This is a genomic window from Plantactinospora sp. WMMC1484 (assembly GCF_049315195.1).
Classification (GTDB): Bacteria; Actinomycetota; Actinomycetes; order Mycobacteriales; family Micromonosporaceae; genus Plantactinospora.
Window position 1 is genome coordinate 1,300,179 of record NZ_CP186055.1, and the last position, 17,599, is coordinate 1,317,777.

Genomic DNA, 17,599 nt, shown 5'->3' on the forward strand with positions numbered 1-17,599 from the left:
TCAGAGCCGGTAGATCACGGTCTCCCCGACATCCTCCCGGCTGATGCCCAGGGTGTCGACCGGCAGGTCCACGGTGGCCTCCAGCGGAGTGCCGGCCACCCGGTCCCGGAGCACGACCACCGTACGCACGCCCATGGTGCGCAGGTAGTCGATGCTCGCCTGGTCGGGGAAGTTCGCCGTCACCTCGCGTACCTCCGCCAGGCGCTGCGGGGTGAACCCGCTGCCGCCGTTGACGATGTCCTGGAACTTGCTCGTCGACCAGAGCATCACGTGCTGGTCCGTCTTCTGGTCAGACGGCAGCACCAGAATCGGGCCGTTTTCGACCCGCATCGCCGCCGGTTGCAGCGGCACCACCGGATGCGGAGTCGTGTTGAGCCCCTCGGCGAGCACCAGGGCCACCGGTAGCAGGGTGACCAGGCGGAGGATCGGGCCCGGCCGGGGTGGTATCCGTTCGGCGGCCGAGATCTGCCGGGCCCGCTCCGCGAACGCCCCGACCGAGCCGGCGGCGAGCACGCCGAGCAGCAGGGTGACCCAGAGCATCAGCCGCCCTGGCGTACGCAGGCCGTCCCAGCCGGGCAGGTGATCGAAGAGCGGGAGGTAGCTGAAGGTGCCGCCGAAAAAGCGGGTGCCCATCGCCAGCACCCCGGCGACGAGGGTGGCGGCGAGCAGCAGCAGGCGCTGGCGTACCGTCCAGATCGAGAAGACGAGGCCGGCACCGGCGAGTGCCAGCAGGGCGTAGCCGGGCAGCAGGGTGGTCTCCGGCAACCCGGGCAGCCCGGCCCGGACCGGCTCGTGCAGGTCCCCCCAGATCAGCGACTCCGGCGGAGCGGTGAGGAAGCCACCCGGCGGCGGGGAGTAGTTGTGCAGATCCTCGGCGGTCCGCCGCGCATAGGGATGCAGGTCGGCGACCTTGAAGTAGGGGATCGCCAGCAGTGCGCCGGTGGCGACGAAGACCGCACCGCCCCAGAAGTCGGCGAGCAGCAACCGGATCCCGAACGGCTGCCGTGGCCGGCGCAGGATGCGCCGGACCAGCCAGCTCGCCAGCACCACGACCGCGATCAGGCCCAGCACGTACGCGAAGACGAGACCGATGCCGAAGCCCAGGCTGAGCTGCCAGGCGGCGACCACCCAACCGGCGAAGGCCCAGCCGGAGCGGCGGAGTTCGGGCCGGTAGCCGTGCCGGAGTGACCAGCCGTGCCCCCGGGCCAGCATGGCCAGGGCGAGCGGGATGCCGCCGTTGGAGAGGACGTGCAGGTGACCGGCCTGACCGAGCAGCCAGGGTGCGTACGCGAAGCTGATCCCCGCGACCGCCGCGCCGATCCGGCCCGAGCCGAGCTGCCGCACCAGTGCGTACGCCCCGACGGTGGCGAGCGCGTGGGCGAGGACGAACAGGATGTTGTAGCGGAGGATCGCGGCCTCGGGGCCCTGGCCGATCATGCCGGCCGGCGCGTACCCGAGCAGCGTGTCGGAGAAGGCGAAGGTCCAGGTCTCCGGGAAGAAGGCGTTGCTCTGCCAGAGCTGGGCGGGCTTGGTCAACAGGATGTGCCCGGACCAGGCGACCTGCCACGCCTGTAGCGTCGGGTCCCAGTAGTCCTGCGGCAGGGTGTGGCGCGGGTAGCGGAGCGTCGGCCAGGTCATCAGGACGGCCAGCGCCAGGGCACCGAGTGCGGCCAGGCTCCACTCGTGGACCAGCCGCCGGCCGACTGCCCGGCCGATCCGTCGGAGCCGGCCCGGGATCACCTCCGGTGCCGGCGCGAACGCGGCGAACGGGTCTGCCCGCTTCGCCGGTTCCGCATCGGCGGTCGGCTCCTTCGTCAGGTCCTCGTCCCCCTCCTTCTTTCCTTTCCCCTCGCTGGTCCTAACCTCCGTGTCCTTGTCCTCGGCCTCCGCGTTGTTCTTCTCCTCGGCCTCCCGGTCCTGGTCTTCGGTCTCCCGGTCCTGGTCCTTGGGGTCCGTTTCCCGCGCGTCCTTCTGCCTGTCCTCGCCCTTCGGGTTCTCCCGCTCAGCGTTCCCGTCGCTCGGGCTCCTGCCTTCCGCCTCGTCCCGAACGCTCCCGGAGAGCTGGTCCGGTCCGGTGATGCCGCCCGGTGCGGTGTCCGGCACGGTCGTCTCGGTGGCGGTCTTCGGTGACGTTGCCTCGCTGGCGGCGTTCGACTGGTCCGTCGACATCGATCCCGTCCCTACCGGCCGAGGTGATCACGGAGGAAGGCGATGTCCGCGGCCTGGCCGTCCACCCCGCCGGGTGTCTCGACGATGACCGGCGCACCGGCCGCGCGGACCGCGGCGACCACCAACTGCGGGTCGATGGTGCCGCTGGCCAGGTTGTCGTGGCGGTCACGGCCGGAGTTGAAGGCGTCCCTGGAACCGTTGGCGTGGATCAGGTCGATCCGGCCGGTGATCGCCAGCACCCGGTCGACGATGTCCAGCAGATCCTCCCCGCCCGCGTGCGCGTGGCAGGTGTCGAGGCAGAAGCCGACGCCGTACTCGCCCACGGCATCCCAGAGCCGGGCGAGGTTGTCGAACCTCCGGGCGCAGGCGTTGTCACCGCCGGCGGTGTTCTCGACGAGCACCGGGAGACCGTGCCCCCCGGCCTCGGTGGCCTGGGCGAACGCCTTCCTCCAGTTGGCGAAGCCGGTGGCGAGGTCGTCGCCCGCGTTCACGTGCCCGCCGTGCACGATCAGGCCCTTCGCGCCGACCGCGACGGCGGCCCTGGCGTGGCCGAGCAGGAGCTTGCGACTCGGGATGCGGATCCGGTTGTTGGTGGTGGCGAGGTTGATGACGTACGGCGCGTGGATGTAGATGTCCACCTCGGAGTCGCGCAGCTGGTCCGCGTCGGTTCGTGGTTGCGGCGTCTTCCAGTCCTTCTGCGGATCGGCGAGGAAGAACTGGACCGCGTCCGCCTTCCGGAGGGCCGCCTCCTCCAACGGATCCGTGGCGTCGACATGGGCTCCGATACGCATGGAGGCGAGCCTACGTCGCGCCGGTCGTGCCGGCGGGGACGGGCGTACCCGCGTCCCGCAGGTCGGTGTGCCCGCCCCGGCGCCCCGGCCCGCGTTACCGGGCGGCGGATGAATCGTTTCTCCAGGTGAGATCCGTTCGCCCGATCTCCGGGCCGGGTCGATCCATGAACTGTGCCGGAAGAGGGAAGACGTGGCCCTGTCGCTGCGCCGCCGCCGCGCCACCGTAGCGGTCGCCGCGCTCGTCGCGGGTACGCCGCCGCTGCTGTCCGGCGTGGCCGTCGCCGCGCCGGGGGCACCTTCCCCCGCGACCGCGGTCGCACCGGCCCGGATATTCCCCGCCGGATCGGTGGGGCGGATCGAGGTGGGGTCGGTGCCGCATGGTCCCGATGTGGCCGACCCACGGAGCGCCCAGGCGCCGCATCGCGTCGCGCCGGGCAGCTACCCTCCGCCGCCCGACCGACCCGGCGGGGGCTCCGTCGTCCTGGTACGGCCGGCCCAGCCGCCCCGGCCGACCGGACCGGGCCCCCTGCTGGCGCTGGTCGCCACCGTCTGTGTGGTCGGAGTCTCGGCAGGGGCAATCCGGGCAATTCTCGCTCAGCGCCCAACACCGACTGTTGTCGCGTAAGATGACAATACAATAGGCTCCGCGGGGCGCCTTCCGTCCAACTCATCGGTGTGGTCGTTCCTCCCCAGGTCCCACCCAAAGAATGCGGACGGGATGCGCCCCGCGGCTCTGCGCGGAAGAAGCCTCCTGCCGGTCGCCGCGGCCGCCGGGAGGCTCTTCTCACCCCCGGCCGCTTCTCACCCCGGCGGCTGCCGGCGTCGCTGTACCGGCATCGTCGGCGGCCCACCGGCGCCCGGGGGTCCGGCGAGGCTCGGCACCGGCAGACCGGGTATTCTGCTCAGGTTGTCCGCGGCGCGACGGGATCCCCCGGAGAGACCGCGCGGCAACGACGCACGACCTCCTGCCACGGAAGGACCGTGGCCGCTAGCCCAGAGGAGGTGAGCACGTCTTGCGTCATTACGAGATCATGGTCATCCTCGATCCAAGCCTCGAGGAGCGCACCGTCGCCCCGTCGCTCGACACGTACCTCAACGTGATCCGGACCGCGGGTGGCTCGGTGGAGAAGCTCGACGTGTGGGGTCGTCGGCGCCTCGCGTTCGAGATCGACAAGAAGGCCGAGGGGATCTACGCCGTCATCGACCTGCAGGCGACACCTGCGGCGGTGGCCGAGCTGGATCGGCAGCTGCGACTCAACGAGTCCGTGCTGCGCACCAAGGTCATTCGGCCGGAGACGCGCTGACGCGTTTCCGGCACGCCCGGATCAGCCTCATCGGCCCTGTCGTACTGCTCTGGCAGCCTGTCAGGGACTGATGAGTCCGCGAGGAGATGGTCATGGCAGGAGACACCACCATCACGGTCATCGGCAACCTGACCGACGACCCCGAGTTGCGTTTCACCCCGTCCGGTGCCGCGGTCGCCAAGTTCCGGGTCGCCTCGACGCCCCGGTTCATGGACAAGGCATCCGGTGAGTGGAAGGACGGCGAGCCGCTCTTCCTCTCGTGCACCGTCTGGCGTCAGGCCGCCGAGCATGTCGCCGAGTCGTTGCAGCGCGGTGCTCGCGTGATCGTCTCGGGCCGGCTCCGGCAGCGGTCCTACGAGACCCGCGAGGGCGAGAAGCGCACCGTCATCGAGCTGGAGGTCGACGAGATCGGCCCGTCGCTGCGGTACGCCACGGCGAAGGTGCAGAAGATGTCGCGCTCCGGTGGCGGCGGCGGGTTCGGCGCCTCCGGTGGCGGCGGCGGTGGTGGCGGTGGTCAGGGCGGCGGAGGCAACTTCGACGACCCGTGGGCCACGGCGGCTCCCGCCTCCTCGCGTTCGTCCGGTTCGGGCGGCGGAAACTTCGACGACGAGCCCCCGTTCTGACCGGGTGTGAAGCACAGCACCCGGGATCGCACACCAGGAGCAAGAGCAATGGCAAAGGCTGCGGCACTGCGCAAGCCGAAGAAGAAGGTGAACCCGCTCGACAAGGACGGGATCACCTACATCGACTACAAGGACACCGCGCTGCTGCGCAAGTTCATCTCCGACCGCGGCAAGATCCGCGCTCGGCGGGTGACCGGGGTCACCTCCCAGCAGCAGCGGCAGATCGCCCGTGCGGTCAAGAACGCCCGCGAGATGGCGCTCCTGCCCTACACGGCCACGGCCCGCTGAGGGGAGGCGCCGACATGAAGATCATTCTGACTCAGGAGGTGTCGGGCCTCGGCAGCCCCGGCGACATCGTCGAGGTCAAGGACGGCTACGGCCGCAACTACCTGCTGCCGCAGGGCTTCGCGATCACCTGGACCAAGGGCGCCGAGAAGCAGGTGACGGTGATCCGGCGGGCCCGCGAGGCACGGGAGATCCGGGACCTCGGGCACGCCAACGAGGTAAAGGCCCAGCTCGAAGGTCTCACCGTCAACCTGACCGCGCGTGCCGGCAACGGCGGGCGGCTCTTCGGCTCGGTGACACCCGGCGACGTGGTCAACGCGGTGAGGGCCGCGGGTGGGCCCTCGCTCGACCGGCGGCGGCTGGAACTGCCCGGCACCATCAAGTCGACCGGCAGTCACCAGGTACGGGTCAAGCTGCACCCGGAGGTCACCGCGCGGTTCGACCTGAAGGTCGTGCCGGGCAAGTAACGGGCTGCCCGATCCGGGCAGGAGACAGACAGATCCGGGGTGCCGTCCCAACCGGGGCGACACCCCGGAATGTCTCTCCGGTCCTCGTCCGCCGCGCCCGTGACGAGGGAACCGTCGCGGGTGCCGAGGAAAGCTTCGCGGTGCCGGGAGAGGTAGGTCTGCGCGGTCTCCCTTCCGGAGCGGCAGCGCAATCTTTTCCCGGTCTGTCAGGGCCGGGCGCGTCGGGCGAGCACTCAGCCGATCGGTTGGCCGCTGATCGCGCTGAAGATGACCGTGGAGAGCCCGCCGCCGACGACCGCGGCCGCGAGCCCCACCGTCACCGCACGCCAGGTACGGTTGAACCAGCGCACCAGGGCGGCGACCACCAGACCGGTCGCGAGCGCGGCGAGAAACCGTGGCACCCCGCCCAGCAGCGCGGACATCGCCTGCGACCGCTCCGACTCGCAGCCGCCGGAGACGCCGGGTACGCAGTCCACCGGCACGCTCGCGTCGAGCGTGAGTACCCAGACGAAGATGCCGAGGACGGCGACCGCGTACCAGGCGGCGGTGTAGAGGACGGCGGCGAGTGGGCCGCTGGGCTGCGCATCGAGCAGATCGTCTTCGAGCCGCCGGCTGAGTGGACTGGGACGGCCCGTCCTGGTCGTCGACGGCAGCGAACCGGCGCCCGACGGTCGCCGCCCGGCTCTCGTGCCCGTACCCCCGGTGCCCCGGGCATAGCCCACCGCACCTCCACGGCCCGCCACGCCGGTCCGGTCCGCCACGCCGGCACGGCCGCTGACCGGTGCCGCTTCGGCCCGCCGCCGGGGCGTCGGCGGGAGATCGCCCTGTCGCCGGGCCGGTGTCGCAGGCCGGGCGGACGGCGGAAACGCGACGGCAGGGGAGCGGGGGGCCGAGTCCGGGATGCCCATCCAGCGCGGATCGTCACCGGCCAGCCTGGTACCCGACCAGAAGGCGTCTCCGGTCTCCGGTTCGGCGGTCCGGTCCGCAGCCGCACCGGGTGCGCCGCCGACGGCGCTCTCCCGTCCGCCATCGCCCTCGCGGGTCGGTCCGGTGAGTTCGCCGTGCCGCCACTCGGTGGTGTCGGTGAACCGGTCCCAGTGGCCGGTGTCGGTGGACCTGTCCCACCCGCTCGGGTCGGTCCGGTCCCAGCGGCCGGTATCGGCGGGCCCGCTCCAGCGGTCGCTGCCGGCCGACGGGCCCCGGCGGCGCCCGGCCGTGGTGTCCGGCGGTTCGGAATCGGTGACGGGGTCGAGCATGCCGGTGTCCCCGAACCGTTCCCACGGCCCAGGATCACGCCACCCCGACGTCGGTCCGGAATCGCTGCGGACCGACGGCCCGGGATCGGCGCGCCGGGCCCGCCCGCCCCGGTCCTCGGTGCTTCCGCGTACCGGTCCGGCGGAGTCCCGGTCCCGGCGCACGGGCTCGGCATCCGGTTCACGCGTCGACCGGCCGGCCCGGCCGCTCGTGCCGCCGATGCCGCTCCAGCCGCCGGCGCCGGGCGAGGGGTCGGCGCCCCGGGCACGGCTGCCGGTCCCGCCGCCGGCCGCACCGGACGACCCGATCCACCGGGCGGTCGCCCCTGACCTGCCGGCCTCCCCCGGTCCGGCCGACGAGGTGGGTTCCGGTGGTGGCGCCGCCACCTCGGTCGGATCCTCGGCCGCGTGCCGGGACCGCCGTCGACCGGCGGACGGAGCCTCGCCGCCCACCGGATCCTCTGGCTGCCATCCGGCCCGCTCGGCGCGGCGTCGACGCCCGGAACGTGGCGCCGCGTCGGCCGCCGCTCGGCCGCCGCCGTCACCGTCACCGTCACCCTGGCCGCCGGCCCCGCCCCAGCGGCCGGACCCCGATCCCTCGGTCCGGTCCAGCCAACTCGGTGCGGTCTCGGCGTGGTCGGGCCGCCGCCGCCGACCGCCGCGGGTAGCGCCTGCGGCGGGCTCGTCGCCGGCTCCGACCCCCCAGCCCGAGGTGGGTGCCGCCGTAGGGTCGTCGTCCGGGTCGGACCGGCGCCGCCGGCCGCGCCTCGACGCCGGGTAACGGTCGTCGGGCAGATCGCCAGGCGCACCGGCACCGGTGGTGGGCGCGGCTGCGCTCCACGCGCCCGAGGTGGGGGCGTCGGCCATCCACCCGTTGCTGGTCGGGGAGTCGGACCATCCACCGGTGGTGGGCGCCGCCGCGATCCATCCGCTGGTCGGGGCGGCAGCGGCCCAGTGGTCGGTCTCGTCCCGGCGCGGCTCGCCGCCGGCCCGACGCGCCCCGCGCCTTCCGGTCGCCCGGCCGTCGGGGGCCGGACCGCCGGCGGAACCGCCGGCGGTTGCCCCGGTTGCCCCGGCGCTCCACCGGGTGCCGGTGTCACCGGTATCCCGCCATCCTCCGGCGGCGCTCGCGCGGCCTGCGGCGGTGTCGCCCGCGGCGGTGTCAGCCGCGGCGGTGTCGCCCGCCTCGCCCGGACCGTGCCAGTATTCACCGGTACTGTCCCAGGTCACCTCCGGGCCGATCCGACGGCCCGAGGATCCCGGCGACCGGGCGCCCGCCGTCGACGGTCCGGTCGGCGGGTCGGCCCGGAGGTGGCGGCCCCCGGCGCGGCGATCCGGATCGGAGTCCGCCGCCCATGTGGAGGTCTCGGCGGATGTCGGGGAGACGCCCGGCCGCAGCGGTTCGGTGGACTCCCGGGCCCAGGAGGGCGTGTAGTCGTCGGTGGGGTCCGGCGCGCCGCGGTGCCGGGCCCGGCGACGGCTCGGCGTGCGGTAGGTGCCGCCCGGACGCGCATAAGGATCGCTCGGCCAGGGCGTCGCCGGGTCGCTCCGGGCGCCACTGTCCTGCCACTCGTGTCGGGCGAGCTCACCCCGCCCCCGATCCCGATGGTCCACAGCCGAGGCGTGACCTTTCTGGTAAGTCGATCGCGAGGAGTCCGGCACGTCGTCGTGAGTAGCCGTACCCAGGATTGCCGTTGCCCGATGATACGCCGTCCCGGTAGCCCGAATTTGACCTGTTTCTTTCCTCCACAAGCTGGGGACCGAGTCGACGCAGGTCAGGGCTGGCCCAGGCTACCGTCCCCAATCCCTGTCCACAGCCTGTGCACAGGGCCGCGCACACCCCCGCCGAGCGCAGTCCACAGGTTGTCCCGAGCTCCGTCCACCGACCTGGTTGAGCCGCTGACCTCGACGTCCGTATCGTTGCGCCCTGACCCTGCCACCCGTCCCGGCATCCCCCGGCCGAGCCGACCGGGCAGGGCCGGTCCGGCCTGCAGCGGGGTCGGGGCGGTACGTGTCGCACGCCGGCGGTCAGAAATGTCGTACGTCGGCGGTTCGCTGTGAGCCAGCCGGTATGGCGGAGGGGGAGATCCGTGTCGGTCACCGACGACATCCGTGGGGAGCCGCGCCCGTCCACGCCGGCGACGGGGTCCCCGCCGCCGCGGGACGGGCAGTTCGACAAGACCCCGCCGCAGGACATCGCCGCAGAGCAGTGCGTGCTCGGCGGCATGCTGCTCTCCAAGGACGCCATCGCCGACGTCGTCGAGATCCTCCGCTCCAACGACTTCTACCGGCCGGTGCACGCGACCGTCTTCGACGCGGTCCTCGACCTCTACGGCCGGGGTGAGCCCGCCGACGCGATCACCGTCGCCGCCGCCCTCGCCGACTCCGGCGACCTGGCCCGGATCGGTGGCGCGCCCTACCTGCACACCCTGATCGCCAGCGTGCCGACGGCCGCCAACGCGGCCTACTACGCCCGGATCGTCGGCGAGCGCGCGGTGCTGCGCCGCCTGGTCGAGGCGGGCACCCGGATCGTCCAACTCGGCTACGGCTCGTCGTCCGGCGGCGGGCGGGACGTCGACGACGTGGTGGACCTGGCCCAGCAGGCCGTCTACGACGTGACCGAGCGCCGGGTCAGCGAGGACTTCGCCGTGCTCGCCGACATGCTCCAGCCGACGTTGGACGAGATCGAGGCGGTCGGCGCGCAGGGCGGCGTGATGACCGGCGTACCGACCGGCTTCACCGACCTGGATCGGCTGCTCAACGGGCTGCATCCCGGGCAGTTGGTGATCGTGGCCGGTCGACCGGGTCTCGGGAAGGCCCTCGCACTGGACACCCCGCTGCCCACCCCGAGCGGGTGGACCACGATGGGGGACGTGGGTGTCGGAGACCAGTTGCTCGGCGCGGACGGCCGACCGACCACGGTCACCAACGCCTTCGACGTCATGCACAACCGGCCGTGCTACGAGGTCGAGTTCTCCGACGGCTCGGTGCTGGTGGCGGATGCCGAACACCTGTGGAAGACGACCACGCGGGCCCACCGGCGGCACCTCGCCGGCGTGCTGCCGACGTACCCGCGGCGGGCATCGATCGCTGCTCTCGGTCAACGTGCCGGCGGCGTGATGACCGCCGCGACGACGGCCGAGCACAGTCAGGTCCACACCACCGCCGAGATCGCGACATCGATACGGGTCGGCGCGGACGGGCGTGCCAACCACGCCGTGCAGAACTGCGACGCTCTGGACCTGCCTGAGCGCGAGCTGCCCGTCCCTCCCTACACCTTGGGCGTGTGGCTCGGCGACGGAGACAGCGGCGCGGCCCTTCGGGAGGCGGGTGTGCTGGACGACAAGCACATTCCCGCGGAATACCTGAGGGCCTCGAAAGCCCAGCGGCACGCTCTGCTCGCCGGCTTGATGGACACGGCCGGCACGGTCGCCCCGACCGGCGATCTGCAGTTCGCCGCGACGTCCCGCCGGCTCACACTCGATGTGTACGAGCTGGTTGTCAGCCTCGGGCACCGCTGCACGATTACCGAGAGGCGGGTTCGCGGACGTTCGGAGGAATCCTCGACGGCCTACATCCTGGACTTCAGCGCGCTTGACGACATCTTTCGGCTGGGCCGGAAGCGGGAGGCGCACGCCGCCCGGCGACGAGATGTCGGCCCGCAGCCAACAGGCAGTCGATACATCGTCGACGTCCGGCAGGTGCCGAGTGTTCCGGTCCGCTGCGTCACCGTCGACAACGCCGACCACCTCTATCTGGCCGGCCGGTCGATGATCCCGACCCACAACTCCACGGCTTCGATGGACTTCGCCAGGAACGCGGCGATCCGGCACAACTGCGCGAGCGCCATCTTCTCGCTCGAAATGAGCAAGGTCGAGATCGTGATGCGGCTCCTCTCGGCCGAGGCGAGGGTGCCGTTGCACGTCCTGCGCAGCGGGCAGCTCTCCGACGACGACTGGACCAAGCTGGCCCGTCGGATGGGTGAGATCAGCGAGGCGCCACTCTTCGTCGACGACACCCCCAACATGAACCTGATGGAGATCCGGGCGAAGGCCCGTCGACTCAAGCAGCGGCACGACCTCAAGATGATCGTGGTCGACTACCTCCAGCTGATGAGTTCACCGAAGCGGACCGAGAGCCGCCAGCAGGAGGTCGCGGAGCTGTCCCGAGGGATGAAGCTGCTGGCCAAGGAGGTCGAGTGTCCGGTGATCGCGGTCAGTCAGCTGAACCGTGGGCCGGAGCAGCGTACCGACAAGCGACCGCAGTTGTCCGATCTGCGCGAATCTGGGTGCCTTACCGCTGAGACCCGTCTCATCCGCGCCGACACAAACGCCGAAATCACCCTCGGGGAGCTGTTGACGAACGGCGTACGGGGGATCCCTGTCTGGGCATTGGACGAGAAGTTGAGGTATGCGGCCCGCACCCTGACTCATGCATTCCCCAGCGGGACCCAGCAGGTCTACCGGATGACCCTTGCTTCGGGCAAGCAGATCGAGGCGACCGCCAACCACCCATTCCTGACGGTCGACGGTTGGGTTCCGCTGCGCGAGCTGACGATCGGCTCCCGGCTTGCCACGCCTCGGCACATCCCGGCTCCTCTGGCGGTTCGACCGTGGCCGAACGCGCGGGTGATCATGCTTGCTCACCTCCTCGGCGATGGATCCTTCGTCCACAGGCAGCCGATCCGGTATGCCAGCCGGGATGAGGAGAACCTCGCCGCCGTGGCGGCCGCGGCAGGAGATTTCGGGATCACCGCGGTTCGCGACGACCATCCGGCGGCCCGTGTCACCACGTTGCGTCTCCCCGCTCCCGACCGCCTCGTCCGGGGTCGCCGAAACCCTGTCGCCGAGTGGCTGGATGGTCTTGGGCTGCTCGGGCTGCGGTCGCACGAGAAGTTCGTACCCTCCGAGGTCTTCGCCCTGCCGAAGGAGCAGGTCACCTTGTTCCTCCGGCACCTCTGGGCAACGGACGGCTCGGTGACGGTCAACAAGGCCGGGCGAGGGGGGCGGGTGTACTACGCCTCCACCAGTCGCCGAATGCTCGAGGACATCGCCCGACTGCTGCTGCGCTACGGCATCACCGCACGAATCAGGGAGATTCCAGGGCAAGGGCAGCGACCGCAGTACACGCTGGATGTCCCTGAGCGCGACGACCAGCTTCGTTTCCTACGCGAAATCGGTGTGTACGGCGACCGGGCACAGGCATGCGACCGGCTCCTCTCGGCTATCCAGGAGGCGACGAATAGCAACACCACCGTCGACACCCTGCCGCGTGAGGTGTGGGATCGGGTTCGGGAAGCGCTGACCGAACGTGGCGTGTCACACCGGGCGTTCGCGGCATCAGCGCAGACCCGGTTCCGCGGCGGCGCCCTGTGGAAGCGGGCACCGAGCCGTGCCCGGCTTGCCGAGGTTGCCCGGGTGTTGGACTGTGCGGATCTGGAGCTGCACGCCACCAATGACGTCTTCTGGGACGAGGTGCGTTCTGTCGAGCCCGTGGGTGAGCGTGAAGTGTACGACGCGACCGTGCTGGGACTCCACAACTTCATCGCGAACGGAATAGCCGCGCACAACTCGATCGAGCAAGATGCGGACGTCGTCATACTCCTGCACAGGGACGACTACTACGACAAGGAGTCACCCCGAGCCGGCGAGGCGGACTTCATCGTCGCCAAGCACCGGAACGGGCCGACCGACACGGTGACGGTGGCCGCACAGCTCCACCTCTCGCGCTTCGTCGACATGGCGATCGTCTGACCCGCCGGCACCGGTCGCCGCCGGGCCGCGGCCCGGACCAGCAGCAGCGAAGAGATCAATAGCAGCGGGAACAGCTCAGCCCAGCAGCGGGAACCAACCGGCGGCCTCGCCGAGCACCATCCGGTCGTGCGCGGTCAGCGGGGCCCGCCCCGTCCCCTTCAACAGATAGTCGACGTCCGACCAGTCGGCCGGGCGGATCGCCTCGTCGCTCAGCAACCCGTCCAGGGTCGCCACCGCGATCGTGACGCCGCCCGGCTCCGGCCCCGGCGCGTCGGGCAACTCCACCGTCAGGTCGAGGTGGTGCACCACCGCCTCGGTGACCAGGGTGGCGAGAAACTCCGGCACCGCCAGCACGTGTCCCTGGGTGGCCAGGTAGCCATGCGGGTCGGCGGCGGCAGCGGCCCGGACCGCCGCCGGTGCGGTGTCGGTCCACAGCCGGACCACCCCGCGCGGCCGGTCGAAGGCAGCGGCCGACCGGCGTACCCAGGTGGCGTGCCGCCCCTCGTCCGGGTCGCCCGGCGACCGCCAGTAGCTCACGCCGTCGACGTCGGCGGGACCCTCCGCCGGGCTGGCGAGGGCGACCAGCGCCCGCTGGGCGTCGAGGACGAGATGCTGCAGCAGGTCGACGACGAGCCAGCCCCGGCAGCGCGTCGGCCGGAGCAGGTCGGCGTCGGCGAGGCCGTCGACGGTCGCGGTGATCCGGTCGTACGCCGAGCCGAGCGCACGCTGCCGCAGACCCACCGCCCGGGCAGCGTGGTCGCGCACCGCCCGACCGGCGCCGTTGCCCGCCGCCCGGCGTGCCCCGTTGCCCCCTGCCCGGGCGGCGCGATTGCCCGCCACCCGGGGTCCGTCCGTGCCGCCCACCCGCCACCTCCCGGCGCGACGTTCCCGCAGAGCACAGGATCCCCGCACCCAGGGACATCCGCCCGCCCGTCGGTGCGCGGGTTTCGTTGCCTGGGCACGGGAATCCGGCGAAGACCCGTCAGCTGGCGGCAGCCCGAGCGGTCTCCCGGCGGAGCCCGGAACGCCTGCCGGCGGTGTGGATCAGTCGAAGAACTCGTTCAGGAAGCCCTTCCGCTTCTTGTGCCGGTAGTGCCCGTGGTAGCCGTAGTGCGGCTGCCCGTACGCCGGGGCCGGCGGATAGCCGTGGCCGGGCGGGGGTGGCGGCGGTGGCGGGGCGTGGCTCGGACCTCCGTAGCCGGGCTGGTGCGCGGGCGGGGGCGGTGGGGGCGGAGGCGGGTAGCCGGCACCGGGCGCCGCTGCGGGCCGCGCCGGTGACTGCTGCTGGCTCCAGTTGGCCTCGGCCTCGAACAGCTTCTCCAACTCGCCCCGGTCGAGGAAGATGCCACGGCACTCGGTGCACTGGTCAACCGTGACGCCGCTGCGCTCGTACTGGCGCATGTCGCCACGACACTTCGGACAGGTCATCTGCATCACTCGACGGTACCCGGTCGCCTCACCCACCTCCCGACAGCGCGGCCACCACTTCCGCGTCGGGCACCTCGTGGAAGTCGTCGTAGTAACGGCTGACGGCACCGAAGTCGGCCGGCCGCTCCGGGCAGATCACCTCGTCGGCGGTGCGGCTGAGCACCGCGTACGCCTCCGGCGCGCCGACCGGCACCGCGAGCACCACCCGCCGGGCGCCCAGTTGCCGGGCGACCCCGACCGCGGCCCGGGCGGTGGCGCCGGTGGCCAGTCCGTCGTCGACGACCACCGCGGTCCGGCCGTCCAGCCGCAGCGGCGGCCGGTCCGCCCGGTAGAGCCGCTCCCGGCGCTCCAGCTCGGCGGTCTCGGCCCGCACCACCGCCTCCACCTCCGCGTCGTCCAGCCGGCCGGCGATCTCCTCGTTGAGTACCCGTAGTCCGCCCGGGCCGACGGCGCCGAAGGCCACCTCGGGTGCCTCCGGCAGGCCGAGTTTCCGGACCACCAGCACGTCCAGTGGCGCACCCAGCCGCTCCGCCACCGCCGCCGCGACCGGCACGCCACCCCGGACCAGTCCGAGGACGACGACGCCGGTGTCACCGGCGGCCGAGAGCCGGTCGGCGAGGACGGCGCCGGCCTCCGCCCGATCCCGATAGGTCGCGTTCATGTCTCAGGTCTACGCCCTACCGGCGTACTCCGCCCGGAGACGACGCAGAAAACTCGTCGAGAGCAGTGCCGCCCTGACGATCATCAGGACACCGGTCACGTCGAGGTGGCCTTCGCAGGCGGCGCGATCGCCGGGCTCACGTGAGCCGGTCACAGGCTCAGCTGGGCCGATCACAGGCTGCCGAGCTGCCAGCCGAGGGCGGCGGCGCCGAGCCCGGCGGCGAGGGTGGCCAGGACGTTCAGTATTGCCTGCCGGCGCCCGACCGCCCCGCTCCCGAGCATGTGCACCGTCTCGTAGCCGAACGTCGACCAGGTGGTGAGGGCCCCGCAGAAGCCGGTGCCGGCCAGCGCCCCGAGCCAGCCCGGCAGCGCGGCGCCGGTGCCGGCGAGCAGGCCCAGCAGGAGCGAGCCTGCGACGTTGACCGCCAGGGTCGCCCGGGGCGCGGGACGGGACCGGCGTTCGACCAGCCAGTTGACCGTGAATCGGCCGACCGCGCCGGCAGCCCCGCCGACCAGCACCATCAGCCAGGTCAGCCCCGTCCCGGTCAGCATCGCGGCGCCGCCGTCCCGGTCAGCATCGCGGCTCCGTTCCGCCGGTCGGCATCGCCAGATCGCCTGCGTCGTCCGGCATCGCCAGATCTCCTCCGCCGGTCGGCATCGCCGGCTTCCCTCCGCCGGTCACGAGCGCAGCCGATCCGCCGCCCACATTCCCAGGCGTATGGCGACCAGCGCCCCGGCGAGCGTGCCGAGCAGGTAGCCGGCGGCGACCCCGGGGCGGCCGGCGGCGAGCAGTCCCCGGGTCTCCACGGCATAGGTGGAGAACGTGGTGAAGCCGCCGAGAATCCCGGTGCCGACGAAGGGCCGGACCAGCCGGTGCACCCCGGCACGAGTGGTGACCAGCCGCATCAGCAGCCCGATCAGGGCGCAGCCGGTGAGGTTGGTGACCAGGGTCGCCCACGGTACGCCGGCCGTGGCGTGCGGCCAGGCGACGGCGAGTCCGTATCGGCCGGCCGAGCCGAGCGCCCCGCCGAGGGCGACCACGGCGAAGACCTCCCAGCCCGGCCGGGCCGGCGTGACCGGCTCGTCGGGCTCGTCGGGCTCGACCGGTGCACCCGGCTGGGCGGCCTCGACCAGCGCGTCGGCCTCGACCGGCTCGTCGGGCTGGACCGGCTCGTCGGGCTGGACCGGCTCGTCGGGCTGGACCGGCTCGTCGGGCTGGACCGGCTCGTCGGGCTGGACCGGCTCGTCGGGCTGGACCGGCTCGTCGGGCCCGCGCGGCCCGTCGGGCTCGTCGGGGCGGGGCGGGTTCACGGGATGGTCGCCGCCGTCGGGCTGTTCGGCCGGGCGGACGCGGGCACGGGCGCGCCGGCCGGGGCGGCGAGGCGGAGCGCGGGAACCCAGCCGAGGAGGGCGGCGGGGTAGAGCAGGTACCCGAACCGGGTCGACGGCATCAGCAGGATCGCGGCGAGCAACCCGTACCCGCAGAGGAGCGCGGCGGCCTCGGCCGTGCGGGGCGGACGGCGGACGAGCAGGACGGCGATCAGCGCTCCGGCCGCGATCAGCAGCGCGGTGGCGACCACCCGGCCGGCGGGCAGCGTCTGTGCGATCAGATAGCCCGGGAACGGTGACGCGGCCGGGCTGCTGACCAGACCGTGGCCGAGCGGGAAGCGCAGCACGTTCTCGACCAGGGCGGCCGAGTCGACGAGCTGGGCGGGGACGAGCGCGACGATCGGCAGGCCGAGCGCCCCGGCGGCCAACCGCAGCCCGGTCCGCCGGCCCCGGGCGACGGCGTGCACCAGCAGTACCAGCGCGACCGGCCAGGCGAAGAGCTTCAGCGCGGCGGCCAGCCCGACCGCCAGCCCGGCGGCGACGGGCCGGTCCCGGGCGGCGCAGGCCAGGGCGAGCAGGCAGAGGGCCAGGACCGGCAGGTCGTCGCCGCCGGTCGCCAGGGTCAGCGCGCAGACCGGCAGTACGGTCGCGAGCTGCACCGCCCGGACCAGCGCGGCGTCCCGGGCGGCAGCACGTTGCCGCCACCAGGCCGGAACCGGCCCCGACGGCCGCCCTGCCGTCGCCGGGCCGGCACCGCCGGTGTCGCCGCCTGCGCCGGTGTCGCCGCCTGCGCCGGTGTCGCCGCCTGCGCCGGTGTCGCCGCCTGCGCCGGTGTCGTCCGCGCTGGTGTCGCCCGCGCTGGTCGGGCGGCGGAGCAGGAGCACGGCCAGGCCGAGCGCGACGGCGGTCGTGACGGCGAACCAGACCCGCGCGTCGGTCCACCACGCGGTGCCGGCCAGCGCCCGGGGCAACCCGAAGAGCGCCATGCCCGGCTGGTACGGCGTGTAGCCGAGGAGCTGCTCGCCTCCCGGCAGCGTGGCGATGGCGTCCCGCCCCAGGTAGGGCGTCCCGGTGTCGAGCAGCCGGGCTCCGGAGTGCTCGATCACCAGCACCTCCTCCTGGGCCCGGTCGAGCCGGCCGCCGGCCCGTTCGACGGCCTGCCAGACCAGCGGCAGCAGGGCGGTGGCGGCCCAGGTGAGGGCGGTCAGCACGCCTCGGGCGGCGGTGCCGGCCAGCCGGGAGCCGGGCCGGCGGTGCCGGAGCAGGAGTTGCCCGAGCACGGCGACGGTGGCGACCAGGTAGCCGGTGGCGGCGACGCCGCCCCAGGCGCGGTGCGGCAGCAGGGTGGAGGTGACGGCGGTGACGGCGGCGAAGCCGGCGGAGAGAAGATAGAGCGCCAGGTCGGCGGCGAGCCCACCGGCCGCCCGGTCGGCCCGGCGCCAGGAGCCCCGGTGCCGCTGGGCCCGGCGCCCGGTGTCCAGTTCGTCCGTGTCACTCACGCGGGCAAGTCTGGCAGACCACCCGGCCCCGCACGGCG

14 protein-coding genes are annotated in these 17,599 nt (G+C 72.9%); 5 read left to right on the top strand and 9 right to left on the bottom strand.

Annotated features, from left to right (window positions below; all coding sequences use genetic code 11):
* Together ACN28C_RS05715 and ACN28C_RS05720 are read right to left on the bottom strand one after the other, a co-directional pair.
* On the bottom strand, window positions 1-2,169 hold the full coding sequence (locus ACN28C_RS05715) for a hypothetical protein (protein ID WP_422772518.1): 2,169 nt from the start codon (window positions 2,167-2,169) through the stop codon (window positions 1-3).
* A gap of 11 nt (window positions 2,170-2,180) precedes the next feature.
* A complete protein-coding gene (locus tag ACN28C_RS05720; RefSeq protein ID WP_422772519.1) occupies window positions 2,181-2,960 on the bottom strand; it encodes a deoxyribonuclease IV in 780 nt (259 codons plus the stop codon).
* Between the two features lie 1,013 nt (window positions 2,961-3,973).
* Between ACN28C_RS05720 and rpsF the strand changes: the two genes are divergently transcribed.
* The 4 genes from rpsF (at window position 3,974) to rplI (ending at window position 5,639) form a co-directional block, all read left to right on the top strand.
* Window positions 3,974-4,264 (top strand): 30S ribosomal protein S6, encoded by a 291-nt coding sequence (gene rpsF, locus ACN28C_RS05725; protein ID WP_101368798.1) that lies wholly within the window; start codon window positions 3,974-3,976, stop codon window positions 4,262-4,264.
* Window positions 4,265-4,356: 92 nt separating this feature from the next.
* Window positions 4,357-4,887: a single-stranded DNA-binding protein gene (locus ACN28C_RS05730; RefSeq protein ID WP_422772520.1), complete on the top strand. Its 531-nt coding sequence runs from the start codon at window positions 4,357-4,359 to the stop codon at window positions 4,885-4,887.
* A 48-nt stretch (window positions 4,888-4,935) separates the two neighbouring features.
* A complete protein-coding gene (gene rpsR / locus ACN28C_RS05735; RefSeq protein WP_007073789.1) occupies window positions 4,936-5,175 on the top strand; it encodes a 30S ribosomal protein S18 in 240 nt (79 codons plus the stop codon).
* 14 nt (window positions 5,176-5,189) lie between these two features.
* Window positions 5,190-5,639, top strand: a complete 450-nt coding sequence (gene rplI, locus ACN28C_RS05740; RefSeq protein ID WP_422772521.1) for a 50S ribosomal protein L9 — start codon at window positions 5,190-5,192, stop codon at window positions 5,637-5,639.
* A gap of 233 nt (window positions 5,640-5,872) precedes the next feature.
* Here rplI and ACN28C_RS05745 read toward each other — a convergent pair whose 3' ends face one another.
* Window positions 5,873-8,506 (bottom strand): hypothetical protein, encoded by a 2,634-nt coding sequence (locus ACN28C_RS05745; RefSeq protein ID WP_422772522.1) that lies wholly within the window; start codon window positions 8,504-8,506, stop codon window positions 5,873-5,875.
* 476 nt (window positions 8,507-8,982) lie between these two features.
* Between ACN28C_RS05745 and ACN28C_RS05750 the strand changes: the two genes are divergently transcribed.
* Window positions 8,983-12,645 (top strand): replicative DNA helicase, encoded by a 3,663-nt coding sequence (locus ACN28C_RS05750; protein WP_422772523.1) that lies wholly within the window; start codon window positions 8,983-8,985, stop codon window positions 12,643-12,645.
* Window positions 12,646-12,720: 75 nt separating this feature from the next.
* Here ACN28C_RS05750 and ACN28C_RS05755 read toward each other — a convergent pair whose 3' ends face one another.
* The 6 genes from ACN28C_RS05755 to ACN28C_RS05780 all read right to left on the bottom strand — a co-directional run bounded on the left by ACN28C_RS05755 (window position 12,721) and on the right by ACN28C_RS05780 (window position 17,543).
* Window positions 12,721-13,509: a maleylpyruvate isomerase N-terminal domain-containing protein gene (locus tag ACN28C_RS05755; protein WP_422772524.1), complete on the bottom strand. Its 789-nt coding sequence runs from the start codon at window positions 13,507-13,509 to the stop codon at window positions 12,721-12,723.
* Between the two features lie 180 nt (window positions 13,510-13,689).
* A complete protein-coding gene (locus tag ACN28C_RS05760) occupies window positions 13,690-14,082 on the bottom strand; it encodes a zf-TFIIB domain-containing protein (RefSeq protein WP_422772525.1) in 393 nt (130 codons plus the stop codon).
* 19 nt (window positions 14,083-14,101) lie between these two features.
* Window positions 14,102-14,734 (bottom strand): phosphoribosyltransferase, encoded by a 633-nt coding sequence (locus tag ACN28C_RS05765; protein ID WP_422772526.1) that lies wholly within the window; start codon window positions 14,732-14,734, stop codon window positions 14,102-14,104.
* Between the two features lie 170 nt (window positions 14,735-14,904).
* Window positions 14,905-15,285: a fluoride efflux transporter FluC gene (locus tag ACN28C_RS05770; RefSeq protein WP_422772527.1), complete on the bottom strand. Its 381-nt coding sequence runs from the start codon at window positions 15,283-15,285 to the stop codon at window positions 14,905-14,907.
* 126 nt (window positions 15,286-15,411) lie between these two features.
* Window positions 15,412-16,044, bottom strand: coding sequence for a CrcB family protein (locus ACN28C_RS05775; protein WP_422772528.1), 633 nt, complete (start codon window positions 16,042-16,044; stop codon window positions 15,412-15,414).
* Window positions 16,041-17,543, bottom strand: coding sequence for a glycosyltransferase 87 family protein (locus tag ACN28C_RS05780; RefSeq protein ID WP_422774542.1), 1,503 nt, complete (start codon window positions 17,541-17,543; stop codon window positions 16,041-16,043). Before ACN28C_RS05780 ends, ACN28C_RS05775 begins: the two co-directional genes overlap by 4 nt.
* Window positions 17,544-17,599: the final 56 nt, after the last annotated feature.